This is a genomic window from uncultured Campylobacter sp., from assembly GCF_938039205.1.
Taxonomy (GTDB): domain Bacteria; phylum Campylobacterota; class Campylobacteria; order Campylobacterales; family Campylobacteraceae; genus Campylobacter_A.
Genome location: NZ_CALHVM010000048.1, coordinates 14,813 through 41,450, shown reverse-complemented (window position 1 = coordinate 41,450; position 26,638 = coordinate 14,813). Strand labels below are relative to the sequence as shown.

The window sequence follows — 26,638 nt, the reverse complement described above, 5'->3', positions numbered from 1 at the left end:
CTAATCCCCAAAACTATACCCGTTATCGCTCACAGCCTGCGCCACGGCTTGCGGAGTAGCTTGCGATCCGTATAAATTTATATCGATCTTTTTATTGTCGGTTATTTGATTTTGGCTCGTTTGCGCCCTCATCTCGCGGCGATCCTGCGCGATTTTATCCACAGACCCTGCCGTCGTTTGTGGCGCTTCGTCATTAAACCAGCTAAAAGGATTATACCAGTTAGTTTCCTTGCCGTCGCCGATGCCTAGTATATCCTTCGCGCCTTGCGTGGCAGATCCCGCGAAGTCCGTAACCGCTTTTATACTATCGGTTACAAATGCAAATTTCTCCGCTAGCCAATCAAAAAAGCCCGCAAAAAAGCCTTTTATCCCCTCAACGACTGCATCAAATTTCTGCAATATCCACTCGCCTATATTGCCGAAAAGATCGCGCCACCAATTAAGCTCCTCACCAAAAGCCTCTATCCACTGCGTGCCCTTGATTTTGACGATGTCGATTATTAAACCGACGGCGGTTATGATGTTCGCTAGCGCCTCAAAAGGATACAAAAGCACGCTAAGCACTGCGCCTAGAGTCTGGCCAAAGCTAGCGCCCGTATCTTTTAACGCCCCTAGCTCGCCCTCGCTAGCTTTTGTAACGCCAAATAGTGCTCCAAAGAGATCGACAATCGGAGCAAAGGCGGACTTTATCGCATCCCACGCCCTGCTAAAGCTATCCGTTAGCGGTTTTAGTCCGGTCATTATGCCATCAAAAAATCCGCTAAAAAATGCCTTTAACTCATCCCAGTATTTATAAGCCGCAAAAGCGACGGCCGCGAGCGCCGTCAAAGCAAGTCCGATAGGATTGCTCAAAAATGCCGCGCTAAGCGCTCTAAAAGCTACCCCGATATTTTTGAGAGCGCCGACGAAAAGAGCGGATTTTGAGCTAGCTGCCGCGGTGCTAGCGCTCCAAAGAGTAGATGCTCTCGCGGCTGCATTTAGCCACATTGCTTTAAACCTCGCCGCGATACCGCAATCTTTTAGCGAGCCGCCCAGCTGCAAGCAATCAAACGGCAAAAGTTGCAATACCTTACGATAATTTCCGAGCATTAGCGTAGCAAGGCTTAATGCGGCTTGCTTCGCGATGAGCGCAGTTCTAACGGCCGTTAAGGCAATAACCGCGCCAAACGAGTATTTTATCACGCCTGGGAATGCGTCAGCAAACCACGAAAAGGCATAACTGATCTTTTTAATACCGTCAATAACTAAATTTAAAGCTGGTAAAAACGCCGCGCCGACATTTATCGCGATCTCGTTAAACGCACTTTTCATTAGTTGGATATTATTTGCCGTCGTTTCGCTTCGCGACTTAAATTCTCTATCCATCGATCCGGCTTTTGCCTTATCCGCGCTTAGCTTCATCGCCTTATCGTAATTCTCGATCGCACCCGTTACTAGCGAGAGATCATCGCCGAAGTTTTTACCGAATATCGCCGTCAAAACACCCGTTTTGCTCTCTTTTGGGATATTTGAGAGCGCATGTAAAAAGTTGGTTAAAGCTTTTTGAGGGTTTTTGATGATCGCTTGTTTTAGCTCTTTGCCGTCGATACCGATCTGCTCAAATGCGGCTTTAACCGAGTCGCTAGCGTTGTCGGCATTGTTTAGTGTGGTTAGCATGGAGTTAATCGCGGTCGCAGCTACTTCGGGGGCTTTGCCTAGGGCGATAAAGCTACTGGCTAGTCCGCTCGCGGCGTCTGCGCTAAGCCCAAAGTCTTTAGCGTTACCCGCAATACGTCCTAGAGCATTAACTATTTTGTTTGCGGTGGCTGCGGAGTTGTTTGAGATGTGATTTATCGTGTCGCCTAGCTCACCCACTCGTTTGACGTCCATGCCAAATATATTCATCATCGTAGCCATATTATCACCCGCCTCTTTGGCGCTCATATCAAAGGCGACGCCCATCTTAGCCGCTGTAGTCGTGAAGTCTATCAAATTTTCTTTAGCGATGCCTAGCTGCCCGCCGCTTGCCGTGATTTGGGCTAGCTCATTGACGCTTAATGGGATCTCGCGGCTCATCTTCATAATGCCGTCCGCAAACTGCTTGACCTCATCCGCACCACTAAAATCGACTACTTTTTTAACGTCGGCCATAGAACTCTCAAAGTCGATCGCTGCGCTTATAGGTTTTGAGATTGCCATTATACTGCCCACAGCGGCGATAGCTTGGGTTTTTAGCCCTTCGAGATTTTTCTTAGCGTCTTCGATGTCTAAATTTAGCTTGTGCGTCGTAGCCTTTTTGATGTCATCCTTTAGCTTCGCCATATCAGTGTGAAATTTCGCGCTTTGAAACGGGTTTGCTTTAAGCTCGCTTAGACCGTTTTTATAGGCTTGCATCGCGCCCTGAGTAGCTTTATTTATCTGATCGCTTAGGCTAGTGGCTTGTTTATTGATCGACTTCATCGCCTTGTCGAAGTCGCTTAAGTCCATCCCGAATGTTAGAGTTGCATTTTTTGCCATCCCGCTACGCTCCTTTAGAAATCTTTTCGCTACGCGAAAAACGCTCTGCTGATTTTGCCATATTTCAGCCTTTTTTTATCTTGATATTATTAAAATTAAGATGCAAATTTATACAATGGAGGCGCTAAAGATGGACGATTTGCTGCTTGCCCTAGTGATAGGTATAGGGTTGATGGGGTTTGCGGTTTTTTATGTCTTAGTTTTCGCTTTTTGGTATATTTCTATCCCGCTATTTTGCATTTACATATATTTTAAATATTTCAGAAAAGAGAGAAAATTTGAGGCTAGAGTTTTAGAGCCTTAAAACTCTTTTGCAAGCTTAAAGGCTATTTCATAATAATCCACGAACTCATTAAATTCTATTTTTTAAATTAAAGAATATGGATTTACGGTTGCAAATCAAACCACTGAGCAACCGCTACGACAGCAAGCCTAAACGTCCCGCTAGTTTTAATTTTAGCTAATTTTGGCTTTAAATTTAGATTATTTTGCCACCACGCTTGCTCGCTCGTAGTGTGCGATGATTTTATTATGAATCAGTAGCGAGATATAAATCACCGCACCGCCTAGGCAGAGTCTTAATATGTCCGCGTCTTTATGCCAAAATACTAAATTTACGATGATAGCAGCAGGTATGAGGGCGTTATTCATGATAGCTAGGGTTCCGCTATCTACCTCGCATGCGCCCTTGTTCCATAAAAAGTATCCAAGACCGCTAGCTCCGATGCCAAGCCACAGCAGCACGGCGCCTTGGGTTAGGTCTAGGTTGATTTTTTCAGGATTGCCAAACATGGCAAAGGCTATACCTCCGCAAACTACACCTAAGCATTGGCGCCCCAAGCTGAGTGCAGAAGCGGCAGCACCGCTTCTAGAGTTTATAGGCTTATCTCTTTTATATCGGCGATTTTGAGAAATTCCGCATAAATTTGCCCCACGAGCGCAAGGCGGTTTTTACGCACGAGCTCATCCTCGGCGTTTATCATTACGTTGTCGAAAAACTCGTCTATCGCGGCTTTTAGACCGAAAAGATTTTTTAGGCGTTCGCTATATGTGCCACCTGCTTTTACTGCGGACTTAAAGGCGTCAAATAGCTTTTTCTCGCTCTCGTTTTCAAATTTAGCTTCATCGACCGCGCCGAAATTTTCGTCCTTGATGATGTTTGCCAGACGCTTAAAGGTGCTGAAATTTTGCCTAAAGTCATCTGCCGCGCAGATAGCGCCTAGAGCGTCGATCGCCTCGCACTGCGCGAGTACGTCGCCCTTTTTGCTAGCCAGGCAAGCCTTTACGACGGACGGGTTCACGTCAAAAAATGTATAAAGCCTATCAAATATAAATCCTATCAGCGCCTCGACGTCAAATTTGGCGTAGCCCTCCGCCGTCTCGCGCAAAAACGCCGCGATATCAAGGTTTAGATTTTCGTTTTGGATTATCTTTATAACGCCGTTAGCCGCGCGGCGCAGCGCATACGGGTCCTTGTTGCCGCTTGGGATCTTACCCGCGCTAAAGAGCCCGATTAACGTCTCGAGCTTGATCGCGAGCGCGACGACGGAGCTAAATATAGTGCTAGGTAGCGCGCTAGCCTCACCGCTCGGCAAGTACTGCTCCTTGATCGCGGTTACGACGTTTTCGTTTTCGCCCTTAGCCGCCGCGTAGTAGCCACCCATCACGCCTTGAAGCTCGGTAAATTCATACACCATCTGCGTGGTTAGATCGGCCTTGCTCAGCATCACGGCGCGCTCCAGCAGCGCCTCGTAGCCCTCTCCCGCGCACGCTTTTAGACGATCGGCGCAGATTTTAGCCAGCCGTTTTGCAACGCCTAGCTCGCGTACGCTTTTGTCGTATGTGCTGCCAAGCTCTTTTAGATAGGTGATATTTTTTAGCTTTTCTGGGCCAAACTCATGCGCCAGGTCGCTACGCCAGAAAAACATCGCGTCGCTAAGTCTCGCACGCAAAACCTTTTCGTTGCCCTTTACGATGAGCGCTGGCTCTGGCGAGATAGCGTTGCTCACGACCACGAAGCGATTGGCGAGCTTGCCGCCATCAAAAACGGGAAAATACCTCTGATTTTCCTTCATCGAGGTGATGATGACTTCGCTAGGCACCTCCAAAAACTCCCGCTCAAATCCGCCAAGCAGCGCAGTCGGATGCTCGGTGATCGCTACGACCTCGTCTAGCAGCGCCTCGTCCACCTCGACCGTTACGCCGTTTTTGGCTTCGATCTGTTTAAATTCGCTCAAAATTTTCTCTCTGCGCGCGTTTTGATCGAGGATTACGCCGATTTTAGGCATCGCAGCGAAATAATCTTTGGCGTTTTTGACGGTAAATTTATCGTAGCTTACGCTTCTATGCATGAAAATCGTATCGCCGCTTTCAACGTCAAATTTGTTAAATTTAACGACCTCGTCTCCAAGCAAACATAAAAAAGAGCGAATCGGGCGGATAAACTCAAATTTACCCTCGCCCCAGCGCATAGATTTACCGAAATTTAAGCCGAGCAAAAACTTCTCGATCATATCGCCCAGAAGCTCAGAACTAGGCTTGCCCGCGACTGGCTTTTTGTAGTAGAGCACCTCTTTGCCGCCGACGGTTTCAAATTTTAGCTCAGATTCATCGATACCGCATTTTTTAGCAAAGCTTAGCGCAGCCGGCGTCCATGCGCCGTCTTTTAGCGCGACTTGTCTGGGCGCACCGATAAACTCGCTAAATCCGTCCTCCTGACGCACCGCAAATTTCGGGTGATAAAACGCGATCCTGCGCGGCGTATAGTAAAACTCGCACTCGCTATCTAGGCCGTTTTGCGCTAGAGTCTCGCGCCACTTTGCCGCGACGTTGCCGCACTCTTTTAAAAACGGGATCGCCGGCAACTCCTCGACGCCGATCTCCACGATCAGTTCTTTTGTTTCGCTCATTTTTTATCCTTTTTTAAATTTTGTCTTCTTTTGCTTCTCTCAAGCGTCTGCGTGACGAATCCGCGCATCAAAAATATCACGAAAAGTACGAATGCGCCCAGCACCAACGCGTCAATTATTCTCATTTTCTATCCAAATTTGAGGTTCGTTTTTATAATTCACTACGCGAACGGACGTAAAAATTGCCTCTTTTTCGTTGCGCGGTTTGCCCTTAGCGCCGTAAATTTTGATATCTCCGTACGGCGTATAAAGCCTGCCGTTTCGCACTTCGCCGCTAATACGACCAAGTACGTCTCCCGGGTGCGCTTGTTTTAGATTTTTAGCTTCCAGCATTTGCTCACGCGGATCTTGCGTTTCGTCATAAATTTTTACCGCATAATGCGAGCTGATCTCAAGATTTCCCTTAAACTCGTCTAGGCGGTTTACCGCTACGTCCATGACCTGGCCGAGTTTTGCGTCGTTTTTTGGCTCGTAGACGTAGATACCGCGCTTATCTTGCGCTAGCGTAAAGCCCTTTTTGTCCTTCTGCACGACCGTGGCGCGTTTTAACAAAACGGGCAAATTTGACTTTTTTGATAGCTCGCCGACCCGCGCTTCGGCGATATTTTGCAGCGTATTTTTAGCATTTTTATCAAAATTTAGCCTAAAAACCAGCGCAAAGTGATCCGAAATTTGCGCCCCGTCTCGCTCAACCTTAAAGCTATTTAAAACATAGTTTTGACTAAGCGCGTCCTTTGAGAGCAGGACGTGATCGAGTGCGTTATTACTAGTATGCGAGTATCGCTCGTGCTTTGGCAAAAACGCCCAGAGATTGGCTAAATTTTTGCTAGCCGCGAGATCGCCCAGCAGCTCTTTATCTCCGTAAGGCGTATTAAAATCGCCCAAAACCACGACCTTTTGGGTATCCGCTAAGGCTGATTTTAGCGTGATAAATGCAGTTTTTCGCTGCTTTAGAGGATTTTTTCTCGCAGGAAAATGCAAATTTAAAAGGCTAAATTTTTGCCCATCCACTTCAAAATCAAGCTTTAAAATGTCTCTTGTTTTTACGTTTGGTACGCTAAAGATCTGCGTTTTTTCAGGCTTTATACGAGACAGCACGGCTAGGCCTACAGGGCCGTTTTTACCTTTAGAAAAGGCAAAATATTTATAGCCCGTCTCCTTCATCAGCTCTTTTAAAATCATTTCGTTTTCGATCTCTTGAAGCGCGATGATATCGGCGTTTAGCTCTTTTATCTTTGCGCTTACGGCTTTAAATTTGGCGCTTGCTTTTTTCTCGTTCCACTCCGATTTGCCGACGACAAAATCATTATACTCGCTGCCGTCGTTTTTGGCGTCAAATAAATTTTGCGCGTTAAAAGTAGCGATCTTTAACTCGGCGCCCGCCGCAAAAACGGCGAAAAATAGAGCCGCAAAAAAGAGCGCAAAGAGCCTATTTACCGTAAATTTCATAGCGCGCTTCCAAGTCCTGACTGGGCGAAATTTTGCCTGATAGCCTCATACGCGATGATGCCCGCGCTCGTGGCTAAATTTAAGCTTCTACCATGCTCGCCCATCGGGATTTTGATCGCATTTGCGAAATTTCGCTCCATCAGCTCCATAGGCAGGCCCGTACTTTCGCCGCCGAAAAACAAAAAGTCGCCCTTTTTAAACTCCGCTTCAAAGTAAAATTTATGCGCCTTCGTCGTCGCGTAAAAAAATCTATCCTCGAACTGGGCGTTTGCGTGCAAAAACTCATCCAAACTCTCCCAAATCACGGGATTTAGCCGCGCCCAATAATCAAGCCCCGCGCGCCTAACGGCCTTTTCGCTGATATCAAAAACGGTCGGTTTGATTATATGCAGCTTAAGGTTTGCATTTACGCACATGCGGCCGATCGAGCCCGTATTTTGGGGGATTTGAGGATGAACAAGGACGATATTAAACATTTAAAAAGCCGCCTTAGCCTGCGTTTTAACAGCTGCGCAAGCATTTGCAGAGCTGTTCAAATTTAGGCTTTTTGCAAAACTTATATTAAAAAGAATATCTTTATTTTGAAAATTTATATTTGAAGTTTTTTCCACTTTCGCCTCTTTAAAATAGGGCTTGATTTTAGCCAATTTGCGCTTTTAACTAGGTTAATTTTTAGGCACAGCTTGACTTTTCGTTTAAAAATTTATCTATCGCTATATCCTGCCTACGCCTTATCTCAGCGCCTATTGCAGCTCCTTTAAAGCCCAGTTTTAAAATCTCAGCCGTGTCGATAGTGGGTTCAAATTTAGCCTCATAAACGCCTAAATTTTTAGCTCTTTTTATGAGGCTTGGCGAGTTTAGCCCGAGCCAGCTTTTTAGCAGTTTATCAAGGGCGATTTTTAGCAAATCTTTATCGCTCGGACGACCCACAAAAAACGCCTCTTTAACGCAAGCTTCAAAGCTTTTAGGAAGTCCTAAGTCGTAAAAATTTTTAACGCCGAAATAGCCATTTAAAAGATATAAAAACTCGCGCTCGTCTTTTTTGCCGTTTTGTTTGGGTAAAAATTTGACCGCGCTTTTTAGTTTTGCGGCAAATTTTTCCACCTCGGCTCGGCTCAAATTTAACCCGAAAATTTTACCAAGAAGCCCTAGTTTATAAAGATACAAAAAGCCGATCTCTTGAAATTTGGCGCCAAAAAGCTTCATCAGCTCGCCGTTTATGCGCTCTCGGCTAAGATCGCTGATACTTAGGCGTTTCATCAGCCCCAAACTCTCCCGCGCGATACGAAAATTTAGCCGCGCGCTAAACTGCACTGCTCGCAGTACGCGCAGGCTATCTTCGGCGAATTTTTCATCGTCGATATGGCGCAAGATACCGCGCTTTAGGTCTCTCTCTCCGCCGTAAAAGTCTAAAAACGAGCCGTCAAAGATATTTATCATCATCGCATTTACGGTAAAGTCTCGGCGCAAAGACGCCGCACGCTCGTCATCGGCGTAAGCAACCTCAAATGCTTTGTGTCCCTCGCCGGTTTTGTTTTCGGTTCGAGGTAAAGAAAGATCGAAGTTTTTAAATTTATAAACAAAGTAGTTTTTGCCCACGCCGCAAGCGCCGATTTGCAACATCAGAGCGTCAAATTTGGCCGGATCGATACCGTAAATTTCAACATCAAAGTCGGAGATTTTTTTACCGAGCATCGCGTCGCGAACGCAGCCGCCGACGATATACGCGCGCTTGGTGTGGGGTGCTAGAAAATCTCGCAGCCATTTTAGATTTTTATTTTTGCAGATTTTCGAGCCGATTTTCGACATTTGCCAGCACGAATTCTAAAAATTTAAGCGTGAGCGAGAGCCTGTCTTTCAAATTTTCCTCGCCGGTCGCGTTAAGCCCCTCAAAAAGCACCAAAACGCGCTCTTTTAAGTTTTTTAGAAATATCTCCTCGCCCGTGAAATTTGCAACCTCGACTTCAAAGGCTTTTTGCGGCGCGGCAGTCGCGGCGATCCCCCCTATGCCGTCAAATTCGGAAGCAACGTTTTGCGAGTTTGCCGCGCTTTCTAAAACGGCTTCAAACTCGCTAGCCTCGTCCGCTACGCTTATCTCGCCGACTAAATTCGCAAGACCCGCGGCATTGATTAAATTTACATCGCCGCTTGACGCCGGAACACCCGTCAAATTTGACCCGTTTTCAGCATCCGAGGCCAAGCTTTCCTGCGCGGCGTCCATTCGCTCTAGCTCCATCGCCACCTCGTCTATCGCCATTTTTGCTATTTCTTCTAGTTTCATAGTTTTATCAGCCACCTTTTAAATTCGGTTATTTCTTCGTCGGTTTTCATTTTGATGAAAAAGTCTTTCATCTGCTCGTTTACGCCCGTTTTTTTCCTGCTAAGGCCGCTTAGACGCCTTATCGCGGCGATCGCAGCGGCGTTTGTCGGCTCGCGCTTTAAGATGTTTTTATAAACTATCAGAGCATCGTCTTTTAGCCCCTGAGCCTCGTAGATTAGGGCTTCTGTGATAGTATTTTTCATTTTTTTATTAGCGAGGCGATGATGCCGCCCATTTCGCTCGTAGAGCAAATCTCTTTAGCGCCAAACTCCGCTATATCCTTTGTCCTGTATCCTTGCGCGAGCGCTGCTTTTACGGCGTTTTCGATAGCTTTTGCAGCCGCATTTTCACCAAATGAATACCTAAGCATCATCGCAGCGCTTAGTATAGTAGCGACCGGGTTTGCGATGCCCTGCCCAGCGATATCGGGCGCGCTGCCGTGGATGGGCTCGTAGATACCAACCTTGCCGCCGATGCTAGCGCTTGGCAGCAGACCGATCGAGCCGCACACCATGCTAGCCTCGTCGCTTAGGATATCGCCGAAGAGATTTTCCGTCAAAATCACGTCGAATTTACTAGGCGCTCGCACGAGCTGCATGGCTGCGTTATCGACGTACATAAACTCCAAATTTACCTCCGGATAGCTCTTTGCGACCTCGCTCGTGACTTCGCGCCAGAGCTGACTAGTCTCTAGCACGTTTGCCTTATCAACCATGCAGACGCGTTTTTTGCGCTTCATCGCGGTTTCAAATCCGACCTTTGCGATGCGCTCGATCTCCTCGCTCGTGTAGGTCATCGTGTTGTAGGCGCTGTTTTCTTTTTTCTCACGCGGCTGACCGAAGTATATCCCGCCCGTTAGCTCGCGAACCACGATAAAATCGACGCCCTGAAGGACTGACGGCTTTAGCGTACTAGCGTCCACCAGCTCGTCAAATATCATCGCAGGGCGCAAATTTGCATACGCGCCAAGCCCTTTTCGCAGCTTCAAAAGCCCGCTTTCAGGACGCAGATGACGCGGCAAGCCGTCCCATTTTGGCCCGCCTATAGCTCCAAAAAGCACCGCGTCCGAGTTTAGCGCGCCGCTTAGCGTCTCGCTAGGCAAAGGCTCGCCAAACACGTCGATCGCAGCGCCGCCCATCAGGTAGTAGTTATAGCTAAGTTCAAAACCAAACTCCGCGCTAGCCGCGTCCAGCGCCTTTATCGCTTCATCGACTATCTCAGGGCCGATGCCGTCGCCTTTTATCACCGCTATGTTATAAATTTTAGCCATTTTATATCCTTGTTTTGGCGTATTCTATGAGGCCGCCGCTTTTTAAAAGCTCTTGCATAAACGGCGGTATCGGGCTAAATTTATACTCTTTGCCGCTCGTTAAATTTACGACCGCGCCGTTATCCACGTCGATTTTTAGCTCGTCGCCCGCGTTTATCTCGTCTGTTTCTTTGATTTCTAGTATTAAAAGCCCAGTGTTAAAGCTATTTCTATAAAAAATCCTAGCAAAACTCTTGGCTATCACCGCGCCGATGCCTGCGGCCTTAAGCGCCAAAGGAGCGTGCTCGCGTGAGCTACCGCAGCCGAAATTTTCGCCCGCTACGATGACATCGCCCGCGGAGATTTTTTTACTAAACTCGGGATCGGCGTCCTCCATGATATGAGTGGCCAAGATTTTTTCGTCGGAGGTGTTGAGATAGCGCGCGGCTATGATGATGTCGGTGTCGATATTGTCGCCGAATTTCCAGACTTTTGCTTGTTTCATGATTCGCCTTAAGATTAAATTTGGGCGATTTTATCCAAAAGAAGCTAAATAAACAATCAAAGCGCGATAGGTAGCGGTCGGTGCGGGTAAATTTGAGGTTAAATTTAGACGGTTCGGCTCGCCGGTCAAATTTCAAATTTGGTATTAAAAATAAACGCGCTAAGGCGGGAAATTTAACAAGCTGCGTAAATTTGAGCGCTCAGAAAAGGCAAGCTTTAGAGCGGCGGGATCGCGGTTAAATTTGATCAAAAAACGGACGAGATATCGCCGAGATACTCGTCCGCGGATTTTTATTTTTATAAATCGTTACATTTGGTTAAAACAAAACCACCGCCGCCGTTAGACAGCCCCAAAGCACGGCTCCGATAGCCATAGTTACGTGAGTTACTGCAGAATCTTTCATCTTTTCTCCTTTATTTTTGGAGAATTATAATGACCTTTTGTGTCCTCAATGTGTCCTTTGTATGACTTTTTAAAATTTCGCGTTAAATTTACGCTTATTCCGTTAAATTTCGCGCCCGCAACTTAAATTTGTCGCACAATCAGCCGAGCCTGAGAGTCAAATTAGCCCGCCGCAAAAGCGTAAATTTGCTTAAATTTAGCCGCGCTCTGCCTCAAATTTTACGTGCGTTTGGGATCTTTACGCTCACCGTCGTACCGCGTCCTGGCTCGCTTTCATAGCTTATCTCCCCGCCCAAAAGATGAACTATACGCCGCACGATAGATAGCCCTAGACCGCTACCTTTGCCCTTGTGCGACTCCTCGCATTGATAAAATTTATCGTATATTTTTTCCAGCTTTTTTGCCTCGATACCCGCCCCCTCGTCGCTAATGCGCACGATAAGCCGCCCGCCCTCTTCGCAGCAGCTCACGCCGATATCGGCGGCTGAGTATTTCAGCGCGTTATCCATCAAATTTAGCCAAATTTGCGCTAGCATCGAGGCGTTGCTGCGTACGCTTACGGCGGGTAGATCCAGATCAAACTCCCGCCCGCCGTACTTTTGCATTAGCATCGCCGCAGCCTTTCGTAGCTGCTCGTCTACTCGCACGTTTTCGTCTAAATTTACGCCCGCCTGGCTATCTAGCCGCGAGAGCAGCAGCATGTCCTCGCACAGCCTACTTAGCGAGTTTGCCTGCTCTTTTATGAGCCCGAGATACTCGTTTCTGCGCGTCTCGTCCGTCTCGTCCTGAGCGATCTCGCAGTAGCCGCTGATGACGCTTAGAGGCGTTTTTAGCTCGTGCGAGACGTTTGAAATGAAATCCTTTTGCATGTAGTCCATTTTTTCCAGCGCCGCCGCGGTCAAATTTATCTTTGCCGCCAGCTCGTCCAGCTCGTGCAGATACTCGCTGTCTGCGCCGCGCTTGCAGTTTTTGCGCGCTACCCTAACGGCGAAGTCGCCTCTAGCGATCTTGCCGGCTGCTAGCCTAAAACTCTCGACGTACCGCAAAAAATAGGCCGATACCGCGTAAAATATCGCTCCGCCCGCGCCCATCACGATCGCACAAAAGCTGATAATGCCCCAAAACATCCCAAGCTTCATCTCAAATATCCGCTCGTAAGCCAGTATCGCCGCCGAAGCCGCGATGCAAAGCACGCAAAAGACAAAGATAAACATAGCGGCCGTGTAGGTTTTTAGACTGATTAGGTATTTTTTCTTATTTTGCGTAGTATTCATACTTTATTTCCGTTTTTTTGTATAGACCGATCTCTTTTATGTCTCCATTTTCATAGTATTTGTCCGCGGGCTTAAATTTGACCGAGGTTTTACGCGTCAAATTTCCCCGCTCGTCCCTGACTATGTCTTTAAACTGCAAGATTTGCCAGATTTTTGCCTCGGAGCCGAAGTAATTTACCGACGTATACTCCATCTCGTCGCCGTTTGCGGCGTAGTAATAAACCCATTTTGAGCCCGGGGCTTGCGTGATTTTTTCATATTCGCCGTTTGGCTTGCGCTCGAAGCTTATCTCTATGCCGTGGCGCGGTTCCATATTATTTTCTATCCGCGTTAAAACGCCCTTTTCGTCGTAAACGTAGCTATCGTCCGTCACTAGCGTCCCGCCCGAATACACCGCCCGAGCGATCATTTTGCCGTCCTTGCCGTAAGTGGTTTTCTCCGTGTGCGGGTAAAATTTATCCTCGACATACTTTTCTTTGGCCGTTGCGACTAAATTTTCGCCGTCAAATTCGTATTCGTAGAGATAAACGGCGCTATCTTGATATTTTTTGCGTATTAATCCGTCTTTGCCGTACTCAAACAAAACCGAGCTGTTTGGCACGCCGTTTATATGCTCGGTTTCTTGCAGTATGTAGCCGCTTTCGTTAAACTCCGTCCGCTTCACGCGCGTATTTTCTAGCGCGCCGGAGCCGTCTATAGAGTATTCATATTCCGTAGCCGTCATGCTTTTGACCTCGCCTTTTAGATCCTTTTTACTCCAGTCGCTTTCTGGCAAAACGGCCGAGTTTAGATAGCAAACCGCCGATGCCGCCGCGAAAATAGCTTTTAAAATTTTCACTTTATCTCCCCCGCCCCCCACTCGTAAATTTCGCCCTTATAGCCGATGCCGCGCACCGTAGCTATCTCAAAGTCCGCGCAGCTTTCTAGCTTGCGGCGTAGCTTTTTTACGTGCGTATCGACCGCGCGCTCGTCGCTATCCGTGTCGTAGCCCCAAATTTCTTGCATGATTTCTAGTCGAGTGAAAATTTTGCCAGGGTTTGAGAGCAGCAAAAATAGCAGATAAAACTCCTTTGGCGCGAGTTCCACGGCCTCGCCGCCGATTTTTAGGCTAAGAGCCGCATAGTCGAGCTCTGAGTTTTTAAACCTCAGCCGCTTGCCGCTAGCGATCTTGGCTCGGCGCAAAAGCGCGTTTATGCGCAGCGTCATTTCCTTTAAATTTAAAGGCTTACTCATGTAGTCGTCCACCCCCGTGACAAAGCCCTTCTCCATGCCCTCCATGCCGCTTTTTGCCGTTATCATCAGCACCGGCAGCGACTCGTCTAGCAGCTTGATTTGCTTAGTTAGCTCGTATCCGCTAAGTCCAGGCATCATGATATCGGTGACGACAAGATCGGCGCGCTCGCTCTCTAGTAGCTGCAAAGCCTGCCGCCCGTCAAAAGCCGCAAGCGGCGAAAAGCCCTCCTGAGCTAGCTTTAGGCAGATTATTTTATTTAAATTTTTGTCATCCTCGGCGACTAAAATTTTAAACATTTGCTTTCCTTAAATTTGCCCAGAATTTAACGGGCAAGGCGATAAATTTTGTCCTATTTTATCAAATTTAACGAGATATCGGCGGGTGAATTTAGCGAAGCATCATCAAAATGCCGATGACGCAGATGATGGCGGCCGTAAAAATCTCCAAAAGTCGCAGATGGGTTTGCAAAAATTTCTTTAGTATCGCTCCGCCCAGCGCATAGATGCTAAGCGAGCAAAACTCGATAAAAACGAGCGTAACCGTGATAGAGAGTATGCGCGGTAGGCTAAAAGGATCGTTCGCGTCCAAAAAAGTCGGTAACAAAGCAGAAAGAAAAATCCACGCCTTGGGATTTGAGACGCAAACCACGGCGCCGTTTAAAAACATCTGCTTTTTACTAGGTAGCTGCGAAACCTTCGTTATACTGAGATGCCCCTTGCTAAAAAACAGCATAGCGCCCAAATATAGCAGATAAAGCCCAGCGATGATGTTTAAAACCTTAAACGCGAAGCTATAATGCGCCAAAACCGCGCCAACTCCTAGCATGCAGCAAATACCTACGAAGGCCAGAGACGCCAGCTGTCCCGACATCATCGTTAGCGCGCGCACGTAGCCCAGGCTCATGCCGATACTCATCGCGTAGGTCATGTTGATACCGGGCATCAGGCTGATGGGGAAAAACGTAACGGCAAAAAGTAGGTAGTTCATAAAGCGCCTTAAATTTTGAAGAAATAGTAAATCAAATTTAATAAATTTAAGATAAAAAACGGCGGGCGTACGGCGAAAATTTAGCAAAATTTACTTCAGTCGTCGTTTTTGTTTTTATATCGTGGCGAAAACTTGATTTGTTATGCGCGGGCGCGTAAATTTAGCGGATTTGGCGGCGGCATTTTGCTTGCGTTTTTTGAGGTGCAGAGAGCAAATTTAGCAAGCTTATCTTTGAACGCACAAATTTAACCCCACAAATTTGACTTTATCTATGCGGGCTAAATTTACCCCGCAAAACGGCTCTAAGACTAGCCGACCGTTTAGCGGGTTTTGCGGTAAAATTTAGAAATCTAAGCTATTACGATCAGTACGCCAAGCCCCTTGTCGGCAGCGTTTTGATAAAAGCTCAAAAGCCCGTTAAAACGTTCTTTTAGCTCGGCTTTGATATCTTCAAATTCACTCTCGTACTCCCATATCTCGGGATAGGTGCCCGCCTTGCCAAAATCTATAAAATTTACGTTTGCCAAAAGCGCGCCTATATCGGTGCTCTGCATCGCTTTAGCTACGGCTTTCACATCATCATCGTCGATATAAGATATCGCCTCGCCTCCCTCCTCGCCAGCCATGCCGCGTCCGAAAATCGCCCAGCTAAGCGGATTTGGCGTCGCGAAAATCTCGCCCGCGCTCATCGCCTCAAACATATTTTTGTCCGTTAGCGCTTTATGCATCGCGTCCCACATTTTATCCAGGTCGTATTCGTCCAGCGCCTCGACATCGTCACTGCCGCCGTTTTTGATCGCCTCTATATCGTTTTGCGCATAGGCATAGTAGTGCGCGCTCATTCCCATTTTTGCTCCTTAAATTAAAATAATCGATTATACCCAACGAAAGCTAAAATTTACGCTTGCAAATCGCGCTTTTAACCATGTTTCCGCCGTTTAGCGCGGTAAATTTAAACGCAAATTTAAGATAAATTCATCGCAGTAAAAGCCACCAAAAAAGGAAATTTATAAAAGAGACAGCGGACCGCAAATTTAGCAACTCCGCCGTAATAAAAAACAAAGCAAAAAAAGCTAGGTAGTATGAGCTTTGCTTTGCGAATAAGAGGGCGAATTGTACGCTTTGAACAAATTTGCCTCGATATAAAAACAAGGCGGATATATCGTGAGATGATTTTAAATGTTGTGCATAATTTTTCGATTGAGACTAGCCGTGTAGGCTACAGGTTGAGAAAAATTAAAGCTCATTTAAAAGCGCTCACGAGGTATCCGCTCAAACTCAAATTTTAGTGAGTTAGGAAAAACTCCTGGATCTTTGCCTTATCGGTTGTTTGCGTAAGCGCAAGCATCAAGAGCACTCTAGCTTTTTGCGCGTTTAGGTTGTCGCTGGCTAAAAAGCCGTATTTACCGTCGTCCACCTCGCCGTTTAGCGTGGTCTCACCGCTACCTACGCGGGAGTCGCGCACGACTACCACGCCGACCTTGACTGCTTCGCCTAGAGCCTCAAGCGCGCTTGGGAATGGATTTCCGTTACCCATGCCGGCATTTATGATGCCTTTGGCTCCGTTTTTGACGGCTAAATTTACAAAGTCCGGGTTGTCGTTTGAGTGGCTATAGATAATATCGACTCTTGGCAGCTCTTTGATCTTCGTGATGTCAAATGCCGAATTTGCGGTGTGTTTGCGCGTAGGATTCATGTAAAATTTGACGTTGCCGTAAAACACGGTGCCGATCTTGCCGCTATTTGGAGATTTAAATGTATCGACCGCAGTCGTGTTTGTTTTGGTCACCTCGCGAGCTGCGTGGATCTCGTCGTTCATCACGACCATTACGCCCTTACCTACTGCTTCTTTACTCATAGCTACGTTTACGGCGTTAAAGATATTGAGCGGGCCGTCCGCGCTTAGCGAGCCGCTGTTTCTCATCGCGCCCGTAAACACGATCGGCTTATCGCTTTTGACGACTAAATTTAAAAAATACGCCGTCTCCTCCATCGTGTCGGTTCCGTGCGTGATGACGACGCCGTCGGCCTCGCCGCTAGTTAGCAGCTCGTTTACTCTGTTTGCTAGCTTTAGCCAAACTTCGTTGTTCATCTCCTGCGAGCCGATGTTTGAGATCTGCTCGCCTTTGATGGTCGCTATCTTGTTGATTTCAGGCACCGCAGCGATCAGTTTATCGACCGTAACGGTTCCTGAGGTATAGCTCGCATCAAGCGATCCGGGGCCGCTTCCTGCTACCGTGCCGCCCACTGCTAGTATAGTAACTCTTTTCATAAAACCTCCGTTTAAGCCGTAAGCCTGATTAGCGCCATATAAATACCCGTCGAAGCCGCGATGCTAAGCAGGGTATTTTTAAATTTTAGATGAATCAAAACCGCGGTAAAAACGGCTGCTGCTTCGTTTAGTCCGTACGGATAAACGTCAAATTTGACGTCTCTTAGTCCGTAGCACACCAAGATAACCATTATCATCAAACCCATGTGTCGCTCCACGGCCGTTAGCCACGGACGCGGCTTATAGTTTTTGATGACGTAAAACGGCGCGGCGCGCGTCAAAAAGGTCGCAAACGCGCTTAACAAAACGGCCGTAAATATCGCCCACTCGCTAGAACTCACGCTTATCAAAGCTTATCCTTAAAAACTAAAATAAAAATAAAGCAAAGCGCCATCGAGCCTACCAGCATCGCTTTAGCAGGCATGAGCGCTACGCCGGCGACTCCGAAAAAGCACGCCGCGCCCAGCACTTTATAATTTTTATCATTTTTAAACATCTCCATCACGATCACGATAAAAAGCGCGGTTAAGCTAAACTCAAGCCCGCTCGTATCGACCCTAATAAGCTCGCTGGCTAAACATCCGACCGCCGTACCCGTCGCCCAGTAGAGCCACGAGAGCAAATTTAGCCGAGTAAAAACATAGCTACGCTCCGTCGCGTCCGTGATCTTGAGCGCCTTAAATATCGCAAAAGTTTCGTCCGTGAGAGTCGCGATATTAAAAAGGCGAAATTTGAGATCTTTGTACTCTTTTAAAAGCGCGAGTCCGTAAAAAGTATGGCGTAAATTTACGAGGTAGCTCACGATAAAAACCTCTAAAAGCCCCGTGCCCGCACTAAAAAGCGAGAGCATCATAAACTGCGCCGCGCCACCGTATGCTAGCGTGCTAAGAGCGATGGCGATAAATGCGCTAACGCCCATGCTTTTAGCCAATATCCCAAAGGCGACGCCGAGGGGAAAATAGCCCATAAATATCGGAACGCTAAGCTTAAAAACGTAACTGAAATGCAAAAATTTTCCTTAATAAAAGCGCGATGATAGCTAAAATTTTAAAAAATTTGGATAAAGGCTGGGAATTTGAGCGAAATTTGGCGGCGGGCTGGTAATAAGCAGATTTTTAGCATAATCGCCAAATAATCAAATTTAAGCCGATGCTGCGGTAAACAAATTTAACCCGTCCGCACTTGATGTTTAGCTTAGATTTAAATACTCGATTGACAAACCAAAAATCATAAAATAAACAATGACTGCAAGCAAGAACCGTTACAAAACGGCTAAAATTTAACTCAAATTCAGCCGTTTTGATTAATTAAATTTAAAAAGCCGCCCGCTCCGTCAAATTTGAAAAGCAAATCTCGGACTAGGCGGCTCAAATTTAGCCTATTTTAGGCTATCTCTTTAGGCTATTTACGATAGAGAGCATATCATCGCTCGTCGTGATCGCCTTTGAGTTGGCTTCATACGCACGCTGACCCGTGATGAGGTCGGTCATCTCTTCAACCAGCTGGACGTTACTCATCTCGACAAACCCCTGCCTGATCGTACCCAGACCGTCAAGACCGGCCGTACCGACTACGACCTCGCCGCTAGAGCCCGTCGGCAGATATAGGTTGTCGCCCATAGAGTGCAAGCCTGCTGGGTTGATAAAATTTGCTAGCTCAATGCGGCCCACCTGCGTCATCTCGGTGTTGCCAGGCTGGAGCACTGAGACGGTGCCGTCAGTGCCCACCGAAACCTGCGTGGCATCGGCAGGGATAGTCATCTGCGGCTGAAGCACGTAGCCGTCGGAGTTTACGATCGTGCCCTCGCTATCTAGCTTAAAGGCGCCGTTTCTAGTATACGCCGTCGTACCGTCTGGAAGCTGCACCTGAAAAAAGCCGTTGCCAGCTATAACCATATCGAGGTTGTTACTCGTTTCTTTAAAATAGCCTTGCGAAAATATCTTCGTTATCGCCGTCGGACGCGCGCCCAGACCCACCTCGATACCCGTTGGGCTTTTCGTCGTGGCGCTGGTTGCAGTGCCGGCATACTCCATTACCTGATACATCAGATCGGCAAACTCGGCGCGGTTTTTCTTGTAGCCGATAGTGTTTACGTTTGCGATGTTGTGCGACGTAACGTCGATCTGGGTTTGCTGGGCGATCATGCCGGTGGCGGCGGAATAAATAGACCTCATCATTTTCGTGTTTTCCTTTCTTAGCGCGTTGTATCTTGAGCGTATACTTCGTTGGTTTTTTCCTCGGCTTCGGTTACGTATCGCATATACGCGCCCTCGCCTCGCAAAAAACCGCCTAGTCTCCATCTCAAGCTACTGCCGCTTATCTTTATGTATCTAATAAGCAGCTCATCGCCTTTTACCATTGCAAAATATATTCCAAATTTGCAGTCTTAAATTTTACGCTTTTACGTAAAACCGTCGTCGTCCGTCTTTATGTTAAACAAGCGTCTAAATTTTACAAATTTGAAACGATTTCTCGCATTTCTTAACTGTTTAGCAAAAGGCGTTCCAAATTTGCAAATTTGGGAAAAACTGAAAATATTTTGGCAGAAGTATTTTGAATTTATATTAGCGGCAGGGGTCTTAATCCATAGCGATTTATGTTTATTAAAATTTAAAAACCTTAGCGGAAATATCTTTGAACGGATTTGCGAGTTGTGCAAATTTTTACTAACAAGACTAGGCACGTAGCCTGTCGCTGCGAGTAAAAATTAAATCTCTCGCAAATACGTCAAAGAGATAACGCTAAATTTAGACTTTCGTGTTAGCAAGCTTGCTTATGGCTTCCTGATTTAGATCGTCCATATGCGACGTCATCACCTTTTGATACATCTCGACAAAGCGCTGCGTCTCGATGAGTCCGACCATCTCGGTCACGGCGTTTACGTTGGAGATTTGAGTGTATTTCCACGCGACCGCATCTATCTCGCCGCCCACGTCCTCAAGCTCCTTTAAATTCGGCAAAACATAGAGATTATCGCCCTCTTTTGTTAGATTTCGTATCTCTTTTGGCTGCGCGATATAAAGCCTAGCTAGCGGCTCCTCGTTTGAGTAGAGATTGCCGTTTTTATCAGCGGAAAAGCGCTCGCCCTGCGGGATTTGGATGCCTTGAAAATTGTTCGTAAAATAATCGCTCGGCAGCACCTTATAGCCCTCTTTTGTTACCAAAAATCCGTCCTCATCGAGATTAAACGAGCCGTTTTTGGTTAAGCGCACATCGCCCGGTTTTACCTCGACTAGGAAAAACAGATCCTCTCGCTTCATCGCAAAGTCAAGGTCGTTGTTTGAAAATTTAAGCCCGCCCTGACTAAAATCCACGTATTGTTCCGAAATTTGCGGCACTCTATCGATAGTTCTGTTTAGAAATTTCGCCGCGTCTTTCGTGTGATTTTCTATCGGTAGCTCGTCGCGGTACTCTTTAAAAATCCTCTCAAAGTCCCCGACTACGACGTCGTTGCGTTTAAAACCGATCGTGTTTATGTTCGCTAGATTGTTTGCGATGACGTCTAGGCGATTAAACTGCGTCACCATGGCACCGGTTGCTTGGTAGTAGCCGTTGTTCATTTACTTTTCCTTATTTTGGCGACTCGTCTTTTTTGCTACGCTTTGCTTGCAACTTTCAGACGAGCACATTTTTCTGATTAGATCAGCAACTTCCGTTCCAACTCAAATTTAATAAAATTTTCAGCAAATTTAGCCTATGTAAAAATGCCCGAATAATCGTATTTTTATTAATATTTAAAGAAGTTTGGGTATAATCCTCGTTTTCTACAAAAAGAAGGAATCCCGAATGAGTACCGCAAAAAAAGAGGCATTGTCGCTCATAGAAGAGCTTTTCAAAGAAAATGCCAAAGGCTATATCACTTACGAAAAACTAGTTAAATTCCTAGACAAAGCGCCGACCGCAGCGATAGCAAAAAAGATAGAGTCGCTGGCGAAAGAAAATAAAGTCCAGCTCATCACCTCGGCTGAAATCGCTAAAATGCGCAATATCGAAGATGCTAAAAAGCGTCGCGAGGAGCTGGCCAAACTAGCCGACGACAATCTAGAGGAAGAATTTGACCTCGCCAGCGAAACCGATCTGCTCGAGTGGTCGCGCTCGGATAGCCCCGTGCGTATGTACCTACGCGAAATGGGTCAAATCGCACTACTAACCAAAGAAGAAGAAGTAGAAATCAGCAAAAAAATCGAGCTTGGCGAAGATATCATCATTGACGCATTTTGCTCAGTACCATACCTTATCGATTTTATTCTTGACTACAAAGAGCCGCTTATAAACCGCGAACGCCGCGTAAAAGAGCTTTTTAGAAGCTTTGACGACGAAGGTGAGGAAGGCAGCGAAGAGGTCGAGGAAGAGGAAGAAAACGAAGAAGTCGAGGATGATGTCGAGGAAGGCGAAGAGAAAGAAGCCAAGCCAAAAAAACACAATAAAAAAGACGACAAACGAGCTGAAAAAGTGATCGAGAGTTTTAAAGCGCTCGAAAAGGCCAAAAAAGAGTGGCTAAAAACTGCAAATAAACAAAACGAAGTAGAGACTGAGGATGAGTTTTTAGCAAAGATAACGCTTGCGTTTAAAAAGAAAATTTTAAAAGACAAGCTAATGGATCTAGGGCCTACTAGCAAGCTCATAACCGAGATCGTAAAGTCGATGGAAACGGCGCTAAAGAGCGATGACGAATTTGATAGGGAGCTAAAAAGACTCGAGTATAAGCTACCTATGTTTAGCGACGAGCTAAAGAAAAATCACAAGTCGATCCTAAAAGATATCATCAAGCTCAGCAAAGAAGATATCATCGCGCGAGTACCCGAGGCTACGATGGTATCAACCTACGTGGAGATCAAAAAGCTATTTGCGACCAAGGAAGCGAGCAAGAGCGGATTTAACCTCGATCCGATACTTTTAAAGGAAATTTTAGAGCAGATCAAACGCGGCAAAAAGATATCCGACGAAGCAAAAGCCAGGATGGCAAAGTCAAATTTACGCCTAGTCGTGAGCATCGCCAAGCGCTACACGAACCGCGGTTTGCCGTTTTTAGACTTGATTCAAGAGGGCAATATCGGGCTAATGAAAGCGGTCGATAAATTTGAATATAAAAAAGGGTATAAATTTTCTACCTATGCGACGTGGTGGATACGTCAGGCTATTAGCCGTGCTATCGCCGATCAAGCTCGTACGATACGCATACCTATCCACATGATAGAAACGATAAACCGTATCAACAAAATCAACCGAAAATACCTACAAGAAGAAGGCAAAGAGCCGGATATAAACGTAATCGCAGCTGAGGTCGGACTAAGCGCGGACAAGATAAAACAGGTCATCAAAATAACCAAAGAGCCTATCAGCCTAGAAGCCCCTATCGGCAACGAAGACGACGGTAAATTTGGAGATTTCGTCGAGGACAGAAGCTCTCTAAGCCCGATGGATCATATCCTAAAAAACGACCTAAAAGAGCAGATAGACGAAGTCCTAGACCAGCTAAACGAGCGCGAAAAAGCCGTCATTAGGATGAGATTTGGCCTTTTAGATGACGAGAGCGACCGCACGCTAGAAGAGATCGGCAAGGAGCTAAACGTAACCCGCGAGCGCGTCCGCCAGATCGAAAGCTCTGCGATCAAAAAACTAAAACACCCGAAAGTCGGTAGAAAACTCAAAAACTACATCGAGGGCTAAATTTAGCCCTCCTCTTTTATAGCGGATCGGCAAATAAAACCCGTTACCAAATTTAAAGAAAAATCAAAGGCGCAAAGATAGATCAGAAACCCCTGGCCGAGATAAAATTCCGCGGCATAGCGTCTAATATTTTAATCATCGAAGGCTACATATCTATTTGGGCTTTGTGCGAATTTTGTAGCCGCGTTTCGCTAGCTGGATTTTTGACCGCCGTGTTTTTTATCTGCTTTACTTTTCTTGCATCGATGATTTTTAAGCTTCTTGTTGCTAGACAAATCTCCAAACTCTCTGCAAGCAAGCTTTTTACGAGAATTTCCTCCGCGCTAATCGCGGCGGCGCTAATAGCGATTTTATGGCTATCTATGGCATTGTATTCGGTAAGTCAAGTCGGTTTTAGTGCGGTAGAGTATGCCGTGGCGCAGATTGGAGGCTCTTTTGTTGACAATGCTTATTCTGTAATCGGAGCAGTCGCAAGTAATTTTTTAAACATACAAGGCTCAGCTCTTACGATATTTCTTACCATAGACTCTATTCTTACTATCTACTTTTGGCTTATGCTCGGCGTTGCGTACTATCTGCTCGGCAAAGATACGCAGAGCAGTGCTTTCTACATCTACTCAGGCTTAGCCTTTATGTGCACAACGCTTCAGTTTATCGATTTTTCGTCCCTTAACAGTTTGGTATCTCCATACGCGCTGCTTACGATAGCGCTTTTGATCCCGCTTTGCGAACTGGCGGTTTGGGCTAGGATCAAAAATATCGCTCTAGCGCGGCCTTAAAATTTATAAATTCCAAATTTTATTACAGCCGTCCTGTACGCCGTTTTGCTAAATTTTATCGCAAATGACGCCAACGCCGCCCCTCAAATTTACCCGCAAAACAAAATCTGCAAATTTATGATAAATTCATCACCGTTTTTGTAATATACTGCTATTTATTTATGAGCTAAAAATGCTTATTTCAAGCCTATAAATAAATATAATTTAAAAACTTAAGGAAAAACATGAGTAAATTTCACTCTTTCGCACTAGCTCTTGCGCTGTGCGCGAGTTCGCTTTTTGCAGACCGCGTCGTAACCGACCAGCTAGGCCGCGACGTCACGCTACCCGACGAAGTTAAGCGCATAGTCGTGCTTCAGCACCAAAACCTAAACGCGCTAAACGAGCTAAACGCGATGGATAAGGTAGTTGGCGTACAAGAATCGTGGGAAAAGTCGCTCGGCAAAAACTACATCCGCCTAGCGCCGAGCCTAAAAGATATGCCGACGCCGGGCGATCTGAAGGTCATCAACTACGAGGCGGTGCTTAAGCTAAAGCCCGACGTCGCGATCGTCACAAACTACATCCCGCAAGAATACATCGACAAAATGACGGAGCTCAAAATCCCAGTCGTCGCCGTTAGCTTTCAGCGCAGCGATGCCGCCGATAAGGGCAAGCTAAATCCAACCTTCAAAGACGACGAGGCGGCCTACACCGAGGGCTTTTACGATGGGGTCGAGCTTCTTGGCAAGGTCGCAAACCGTGAAAAAGAGGCCGCCGAGCTCATAAGCTTCGTTAAAACCTCGCAAGAGCAGCTAAAGGCTAAATTTAGCGACTTCATCGTGGATAAAAGGCCTAAAATTTATATGGCAAATCCCGATCTCACGACCTACGGCAGTGGCAAATACACGGGTATAATGTTTATGCGTGCAGGCGCGCAAAACGTCGCGGCGCAGAGTATCAAGGGCTACAAGCAGGTGTCCGCCGAGCAAGTTTTGGCGTGGGCGCCGCAGATAATCTTCGTGCAGATCGCTACCCTCAGGTGCCGGCCGAGCTCAAATCCAACCCGCAGCTTGCAAATTTTAGCGCGGTCAAAGAAGATAAAATTTACATGATGCCCGAATACGCCAAAGCGTGGGGCTATCCGACTGCCGAAGCCATGGCGCTTGGCGAGTGGTGGCTAGCGATGAAGCTCTATCCGAAGCACTTTGACGAGGCGGAATTTGACAAAAAAGTAGAGGAATTTTATCAAAAATTCTACCGAACGAGCTATAAATGAAATTTTCCGCTCTGCTGCTGATCTGGGTGCTGCTATTTGCGGTTTCGCTTGGCATCGGGCAGTATCCGGTTAGCCTAGAGGAGACGGGTAAAATTTTAATCGGCTCCGCCGCCGATGAGACGGCAAAAAGCGTGGTGCTTGATATCCGCATCCCGCGCGCCCTACTTTCGAGCCTTTGCGGCGGAATCTTGGCGCTTAGCGGCCTCGCGCTTCAGGCGGTGTTTAAAAACCCGCTCGTAGGCCCGCACATCGTGGGCGTCAGCACCGCGGCGGCATTTGGCGGAGCGCTTTGTATCATGCTTGGCTTTGGCTCCTATTTTATCGTAGCTTTTGCCTTCTTTTTCGGGCTTGCCGCGCTTTTTATGCTCTATTTTATCGCCAAATTCGTCTCGCGCAGCGACGTCTTTTCGCTCATACTGGCGGGCATCGTCATAAACGGCGTGTTTGCCGCGCTAACGAGCCTCGTGCAGTATCTAGCCGACAACGAAGACGTGCTGCCAAACATCATCTACTGGCTGCTGGGTAGCTTCGTGCGCGCAGACTACGACAAGCTCGTCATGCTCGCCGCCGTTTCGGCGCCCTGCGTCGCGGCGCTCATCGCGATGCGGTGGCGGTTTAACCTACTCAGCCTCGAAGACGGCGATCTAAAGGTTCTCGGCGTAAACATCGTGCGGCTGCGCTCGGTCATCCTCGTCATCTGCACCCTGCTAGTCGCCGCACAGGTCAGCGTCAGCGGAAACATCGGCTGGATCGGCCTGGTGGTGCCGCACGTCGCTAGGATGATATTTGGCAGCGACCACTTACGCTCCATGCCCGCTTGCTTCGTCGCGGGAGCCGTTTTTATGCTCGCCATCGACGACGTATCGCGCTCGATAAGCTCCAGCGAAGTGCCGCTTAGCATCATCTCCGCGCTCATCGGCAGCCCGATATTCGCCGTCCTCTTAAAAAGGAGCGCCGATGCGAACAGAAGATAGTTTGCTCGCGATCAAAGACGCGGGATTTTTCTACGAAGAGGGCAAATTTCTTTTTAGAAATTTAAGCTTTGAGATTGAGCGGGGTCAAATTTTAGCGATTTTAGGACTTAACGGTCAGGGCAAAAGCACGCTAATGTCGTGCATGATGGGCATTTTGGACCTCAAAGAGGGGCGGCTTAGCACGCAGGCAAAATTCGGCTTTCTGCCGCAAAGCTTTAGCGTGGCGTTTGATTACAGCGTGCAGGACATCGTAGCGATGGGACGCGTGCGCGATATTTCGCTGTTTTCAAAGCCGAGCAAACGCGACGTGCAGATCTGTCTGGACGCGCTTGAGAGCCTTGAAATTTCGCACCTGAAAAACAAGCGCTTCAACTCGCTTTCAGGCGGTCAAAAGCAGCTCGTACTCTTTGCCAGGGCGATCGCGAGCAAGAGCGAAATTCTGTTTTTGGACGAGCCTGCCAGCGCGCTTGATATCAGAAACCAAGACCGCGTGCTAAGCCTCATTGTAAATTTAAAGCGAAAAAGCAACGCCAGCATCGTTTTTACCACGCATCAGCCAAACCATGCCCTTGCGGTCGCCGATCGCACGCTCATTTTAAAAGACGATCTTAGCTACGTTTACGGCCGCAGCGCCGAGGTTTTAAACGAGGAAAATTTAAACGCGCTTTACCGCGTGCGGATGAAAACGGCGAAATTTGACGTTACAGGCGAGCAAATACCGAGCATCACGCAAATTTTCAGTGCGCAGATGAAGTAGTTTTTGGGTTATTAATCGGCAAATTTTGCGCTGTGCGTAAAATTTTATGTACTTTGAAATTTACGTGTTTGTAAATTTTACCGACTTTTTTAATTTTAGATTG

25 protein-coding genes and 2 pseudogenes are annotated in these 26,638 nt (G+C 47.0%); 5 read left to right on the top strand and 22 right to left on the bottom strand.

Annotated features, from left to right (window positions below; genetic code table 11):
* The 22 genes and pseudogenes from Q0394_RS06415 to Q0394_RS06310 all read right to left on the bottom strand — a co-directional run bounded on the left by Q0394_RS06415 (position 1) and on the right by Q0394_RS06310 (position 20,657).
* A complete protein-coding gene (locus tag Q0394_RS06415) occupies positions 1 to 2,496 on the bottom strand; it encodes a phage tail tape measure protein (RefSeq protein ID WP_298946263.1) in 2,496 nt (831 codons plus the stop codon).
* Between the two features lie 483 nt (positions 2,497 to 2,979).
* Positions 2,980 to 3,282, bottom strand: a pseudogene (locus Q0394_RS06410) (hypothetical protein); the annotation flags it as partial.
* Positions 3,283 to 3,371: 89 nt separating this feature from the next.
* On the bottom strand, positions 3,372 to 5,405 hold the full coding sequence (gene glyS, locus Q0394_RS06405; RefSeq protein ID WP_298946261.1) for a glycine--tRNA ligase subunit beta: 2,034 nt from the start codon (positions 5,403 to 5,405) through the stop codon (positions 3,372 to 3,374).
* Positions 5,402 to 5,530, bottom strand: coding sequence for a hypothetical protein (locus Q0394_RS06400; protein WP_009494292.1), 129 nt, complete (start codon positions 5,528 to 5,530; stop codon positions 5,402 to 5,404). Before Q0394_RS06400 ends, glyS begins: the two co-directional genes overlap by 4 nt.
* Positions 5,517 to 6,854: an endonuclease/exonuclease/phosphatase family protein gene (locus Q0394_RS06395; RefSeq protein WP_298946259.1), complete on the bottom strand. Its 1,338-nt coding sequence runs from the start codon at positions 6,852 to 6,854 to the stop codon at positions 5,517 to 5,519. The genes Q0394_RS06400 and Q0394_RS06395 overlap by 14 nt, the downstream gene beginning before the upstream one ends.
* Complete coding sequence (locus Q0394_RS06390) at positions 6,851 to 7,330, bottom strand: tRNA (cytidine(34)-2'-O)-methyltransferase (protein WP_002945383.1); 480 nt, start codon at positions 7,328 to 7,330, stop codon at positions 6,851 to 6,853. Before Q0394_RS06390 ends, Q0394_RS06395 begins: the two co-directional genes overlap by 4 nt.
* A gap of 196 nt (positions 7,331 to 7,526) precedes the next feature.
* Entirely contained in the window at positions 7,527 to 8,663 is a 1,137-nt protein-coding gene (locus tag Q0394_RS06385) for a CCA tRNA nucleotidyltransferase (protein WP_298946257.1), read from the bottom strand.
* Positions 8,629 to 9,135: a GlcNAc transferase gene (locus Q0394_RS06380; RefSeq protein ID WP_298946254.1), complete on the bottom strand. Its 507-nt coding sequence runs from the start codon at positions 9,133 to 9,135 to the stop codon at positions 8,629 to 8,631. The genes Q0394_RS06385 and Q0394_RS06380 overlap by 35 nt, the downstream gene beginning before the upstream one ends.
* Entirely contained in the window at positions 9,132 to 9,377 is a 246-nt protein-coding gene (locus Q0394_RS06375) for a hypothetical protein (RefSeq protein ID WP_122868273.1), read from the bottom strand. Before Q0394_RS06375 ends, Q0394_RS06380 begins: the two co-directional genes overlap by 4 nt.
* Positions 9,374 to 10,444: a 3-isopropylmalate dehydrogenase gene (leuB, locus tag Q0394_RS06370; protein WP_298793153.1), complete on the bottom strand. Its 1,071-nt coding sequence runs from the start codon at positions 10,442 to 10,444 to the stop codon at positions 9,374 to 9,376. The genes Q0394_RS06375 and leuB overlap by 4 nt, the downstream gene beginning before the upstream one ends.
* A gap of 1 nt (position 10,445) precedes the next feature.
* Complete coding sequence (locus tag Q0394_RS06365; protein WP_002952075.1) at positions 10,446 to 10,928, bottom strand: 3-isopropylmalate dehydratase small subunit; 483 nt, start codon at positions 10,926 to 10,928, stop codon at positions 10,446 to 10,448.
* 614 nt (positions 10,929 to 11,542) lie between these two features.
* The gene (locus Q0394_RS06360; RefSeq protein WP_298946252.1) at positions 11,543 to 12,604 is read right to left on the bottom strand and encodes a HAMP domain-containing sensor histidine kinase; all 1,062 of its coding nucleotides are present in this window, start codon (positions 12,602 to 12,604) and stop codon (positions 11,543 to 11,545) included.
* The gene (locus tag Q0394_RS06355) at positions 12,585 to 13,442 is read right to left on the bottom strand and encodes a hypothetical protein (protein ID WP_298946251.1); all 858 of its coding nucleotides are present in this window, start codon (positions 13,440 to 13,442) and stop codon (positions 12,585 to 12,587) included. The genes Q0394_RS06360 and Q0394_RS06355 overlap by 20 nt, the downstream gene beginning before the upstream one ends.
* A complete protein-coding gene (locus tag Q0394_RS06350; RefSeq protein WP_298946250.1) occupies positions 13,439 to 14,134 on the bottom strand; it encodes a response regulator transcription factor in 696 nt (231 codons plus the stop codon). The genes Q0394_RS06355 and Q0394_RS06350 overlap by 4 nt, the downstream gene beginning before the upstream one ends.
* 91 nt (positions 14,135 to 14,225) lie before the next feature.
* The gene (locus tag Q0394_RS06345; RefSeq protein WP_298946249.1) at positions 14,226 to 14,825 is read right to left on the bottom strand and encodes a LysE family translocator; all 600 of its coding nucleotides are present in this window, start codon (positions 14,823 to 14,825) and stop codon (positions 14,226 to 14,228) included.
* 350 nt (positions 14,826 to 15,175) lie between these two features.
* Positions 15,176 to 15,673 carry a YfbM family protein gene (locus Q0394_RS06340; RefSeq protein WP_298946248.1) on the bottom strand — a complete coding sequence of 166 codons (498 nt, stop codon included), beginning with the start codon at positions 15,671 to 15,673 and terminating at the stop codon, positions 15,176 to 15,178.
* Positions 15,674 to 16,110: 437 nt separating this feature from the next.
* On the bottom strand, positions 16,111 to 17,097 hold the full coding sequence (locus Q0394_RS06335; RefSeq protein WP_298946245.1) for a type II asparaginase: 987 nt from the start codon (positions 17,095 to 17,097) through the stop codon (positions 16,111 to 16,113).
* Positions 17,098 to 17,108: 11 nt separating this feature from the next.
* Positions 17,109 to 17,447, bottom strand: a complete 339-nt coding sequence (locus tag Q0394_RS06330) for an AzlD domain-containing protein (RefSeq protein ID WP_298946243.1) — start codon at positions 17,445 to 17,447, stop codon at positions 17,109 to 17,111.
* The gene (locus Q0394_RS06325; protein ID WP_298946241.1) at positions 17,444 to 18,106 is read right to left on the bottom strand and encodes an AzlC family ABC transporter permease; all 663 of its coding nucleotides are present in this window, start codon (positions 18,104 to 18,106) and stop codon (positions 17,444 to 17,446) included. Before Q0394_RS06325 ends, Q0394_RS06330 begins: the two co-directional genes overlap by 4 nt.
* A 379-nt stretch (positions 18,107 to 18,485) precedes the next feature.
* Entirely contained in the window at positions 18,486 to 19,274 is a 789-nt protein-coding gene (gene flgG, locus Q0394_RS06320) for a flagellar basal-body rod protein FlgG (protein ID WP_002948143.1), read from the bottom strand.
* Positions 19,275 to 19,291: 17 nt separating this feature from the next.
* Entirely contained in the window at positions 19,292 to 19,456 is a 165-nt protein-coding gene (locus tag Q0394_RS06315) for a hypothetical protein (RefSeq protein WP_298946240.1), read from the bottom strand.
* A gap of 388 nt (positions 19,457 to 19,844) precedes the next feature.
* Positions 19,845 to 20,657 (bottom strand): flagellar hook-basal body protein, encoded by an 813-nt coding sequence (locus tag Q0394_RS06310; protein ID WP_298946238.1) that lies wholly within the window; start codon positions 20,655 to 20,657, stop codon positions 19,845 to 19,847.
* Between the two features lie 193 nt (positions 20,658 to 20,850).
* Here Q0394_RS06310 and rpoD point away from each other — a divergent pair, with 193 nt between their 5' ends.
* The 5 genes and pseudogenes from rpoD to Q0394_RS06280 all read left to right on the top strand — a co-directional run bounded on the left by rpoD (position 20,851) and on the right by Q0394_RS06280 (position 26,535).
* Entirely contained in the window at positions 20,851 to 22,767 is a 1,917-nt protein-coding gene (rpoD, locus tag Q0394_RS06305; RefSeq protein ID WP_257792048.1) for an RNA polymerase sigma factor RpoD, read from the top strand.
* Between the two features lie 164 nt (positions 22,768 to 22,931).
* Positions 22,932 to 23,546 (top strand): hypothetical protein, encoded by a 615-nt coding sequence (locus Q0394_RS06300; protein WP_298946236.1) that lies wholly within the window; start codon positions 22,932 to 22,934, stop codon positions 23,544 to 23,546.
* A gap of 224 nt (positions 23,547 to 23,770) precedes the next feature.
* Positions 23,771 to 24,804 (top strand): annotated as a pseudogene (locus Q0394_RS06295) (ABC transporter substrate-binding protein).
* Positions 24,801 to 25,778: an iron ABC transporter permease gene (locus Q0394_RS06285; RefSeq protein WP_298946231.1), complete on the top strand. Its 978-nt coding sequence runs from the start codon at positions 24,801 to 24,803 to the stop codon at positions 25,776 to 25,778. Before Q0394_RS06295 ends, Q0394_RS06285 begins: the two are co-directional and overlap by 4 nt.
* Positions 25,762 to 26,535, top strand: a complete 774-nt coding sequence (locus tag Q0394_RS06280) for an ABC transporter ATP-binding protein (RefSeq protein WP_298946229.1) — start codon at positions 25,762 to 25,764, stop codon at positions 26,533 to 26,535. Before Q0394_RS06285 ends, Q0394_RS06280 begins: the two co-directional genes overlap by 17 nt.
* The last annotated feature ends 103 nt before the right edge of the window (positions 26,536 to 26,638 follow it).

What these genes read in the sequence shown, in the direction of transcription:
- Q0394_RS06315 (WP_298946240.1), bottom strand. Translation starts at nt 19,456, where the DNA reads ATGGTAAAAGGCGATGAGCTGCTTATTAGATACATAAAGATAAGCGGC.
- flgG (WP_002948143.1), bottom strand. Translation starts at nt 19,274, where the DNA reads ATGATGAGGTCTATTTATTCCGCCGCCACCGGCATGATCGCCCAGCAA.
- Q0394_RS06280 (WP_298946229.1), top strand. Translation starts at nt 25,762, where the DNA reads ATGCGAACAGAAGATAGTTTGCTCGCGATCAAAGACGCGGGATTTTTC.
- Q0394_RS06390 (WP_002945383.1), bottom strand. Translation starts at nt 7,330, where the DNA reads ATGTTTAATATCGTCCTTGTTCATCCTCAAATCCCCCAAAATACGGGC.
- Q0394_RS06350 (WP_298946250.1), bottom strand. Translation starts at nt 14,134, where the DNA reads ATGTTTAAAATTTTAGTCGCCGAGGATGACAAAAATTTAAATAAAATA.
- Q0394_RS06375 (WP_122868273.1), bottom strand. Translation starts at nt 9,377, where the DNA reads ATGAAAAATACTATCACAGAAGCCCTAATCTACGAGGCTCAGGGGCTA.
- Q0394_RS06395 (WP_298946259.1), bottom strand. Translation starts at nt 6,854, where the DNA reads ATGAAATTTACGGTAAATAGGCTCTTTGCGCTCTTTTTTGCGGCTCTA.
- Q0394_RS06360 (WP_298946252.1), bottom strand. Translation starts at nt 12,604, where the DNA reads ATGAATACTACGCAAAATAAGAAAAAATACCTAATCAGTCTAAAAACC.
- Q0394_RS06415 (WP_298946263.1), bottom strand. Translation starts at nt 2,496, where the DNA reads ATGGCAAAAAATGCAACTCTAACATTCGGGATGGACTTAAGCGACTTC.
- Q0394_RS06365 (WP_002952075.1), bottom strand. Translation starts at nt 10,928, where the DNA reads ATGAAACAAGCAAAAGTCTGGAAATTCGGCGACAATATCGACACCGAC.
- Q0394_RS06285 (WP_298946231.1), top strand. Translation starts at nt 24,801, where the DNA reads ATGAAATTTTCCGCTCTGCTGCTGATCTGGGTGCTGCTATTTGCGGTT.
- Q0394_RS06385 (WP_298946257.1), bottom strand. Translation starts at nt 8,663, where the DNA reads ATGTCGAAAATCGGCTCGAAAATCTGCAAAAATAAAAATCTAAAATGG.
- Q0394_RS06400 (WP_009494292.1), bottom strand. Translation starts at nt 5,530, where the DNA reads ATGAGAATAATTGACGCGTTGGTGCTGGGCGCATTCGTACTTTTCGTG.
- Q0394_RS06335 (WP_298946245.1), bottom strand. Translation starts at nt 17,097, where the DNA reads ATGAAAAGAGTTACTATACTAGCAGTGGGCGGCACGGTAGCAGGAAGC.
- Q0394_RS06345 (WP_298946249.1), bottom strand. Translation starts at nt 14,825, where the DNA reads ATGAACTACCTACTTTTTGCCGTTACGTTTTTCCCCATCAGCCTGATG.
- Q0394_RS06380 (WP_298946254.1), bottom strand. Translation starts at nt 9,135, where the DNA reads ATGAAACTAGAAGAAATAGCAAAAATGGCGATAGACGAGGTGGCGATG.
- glyS (WP_298946261.1), bottom strand. Translation starts at nt 5,405, where the DNA reads ATGAGCGAAACAAAAGAACTGATCGTGGAGATCGGCGTCGAGGAGTTG.
- Q0394_RS06340 (WP_298946248.1), bottom strand. Translation starts at nt 15,673, where the DNA reads ATGGGAATGAGCGCGCACTACTATGCCTATGCGCAAAACGATATAGAG.
- leuB (WP_298793153.1), bottom strand. Translation starts at nt 10,444, where the DNA reads ATGGCTAAAATTTATAACATAGCGGTGATAAAAGGCGACGGCATCGGC.
- Q0394_RS06310 (WP_298946238.1), bottom strand. Translation starts at nt 20,657, where the DNA reads ATGAACAACGGCTACTACCAAGCAACCGGTGCCATGGTGACGCAGTTT.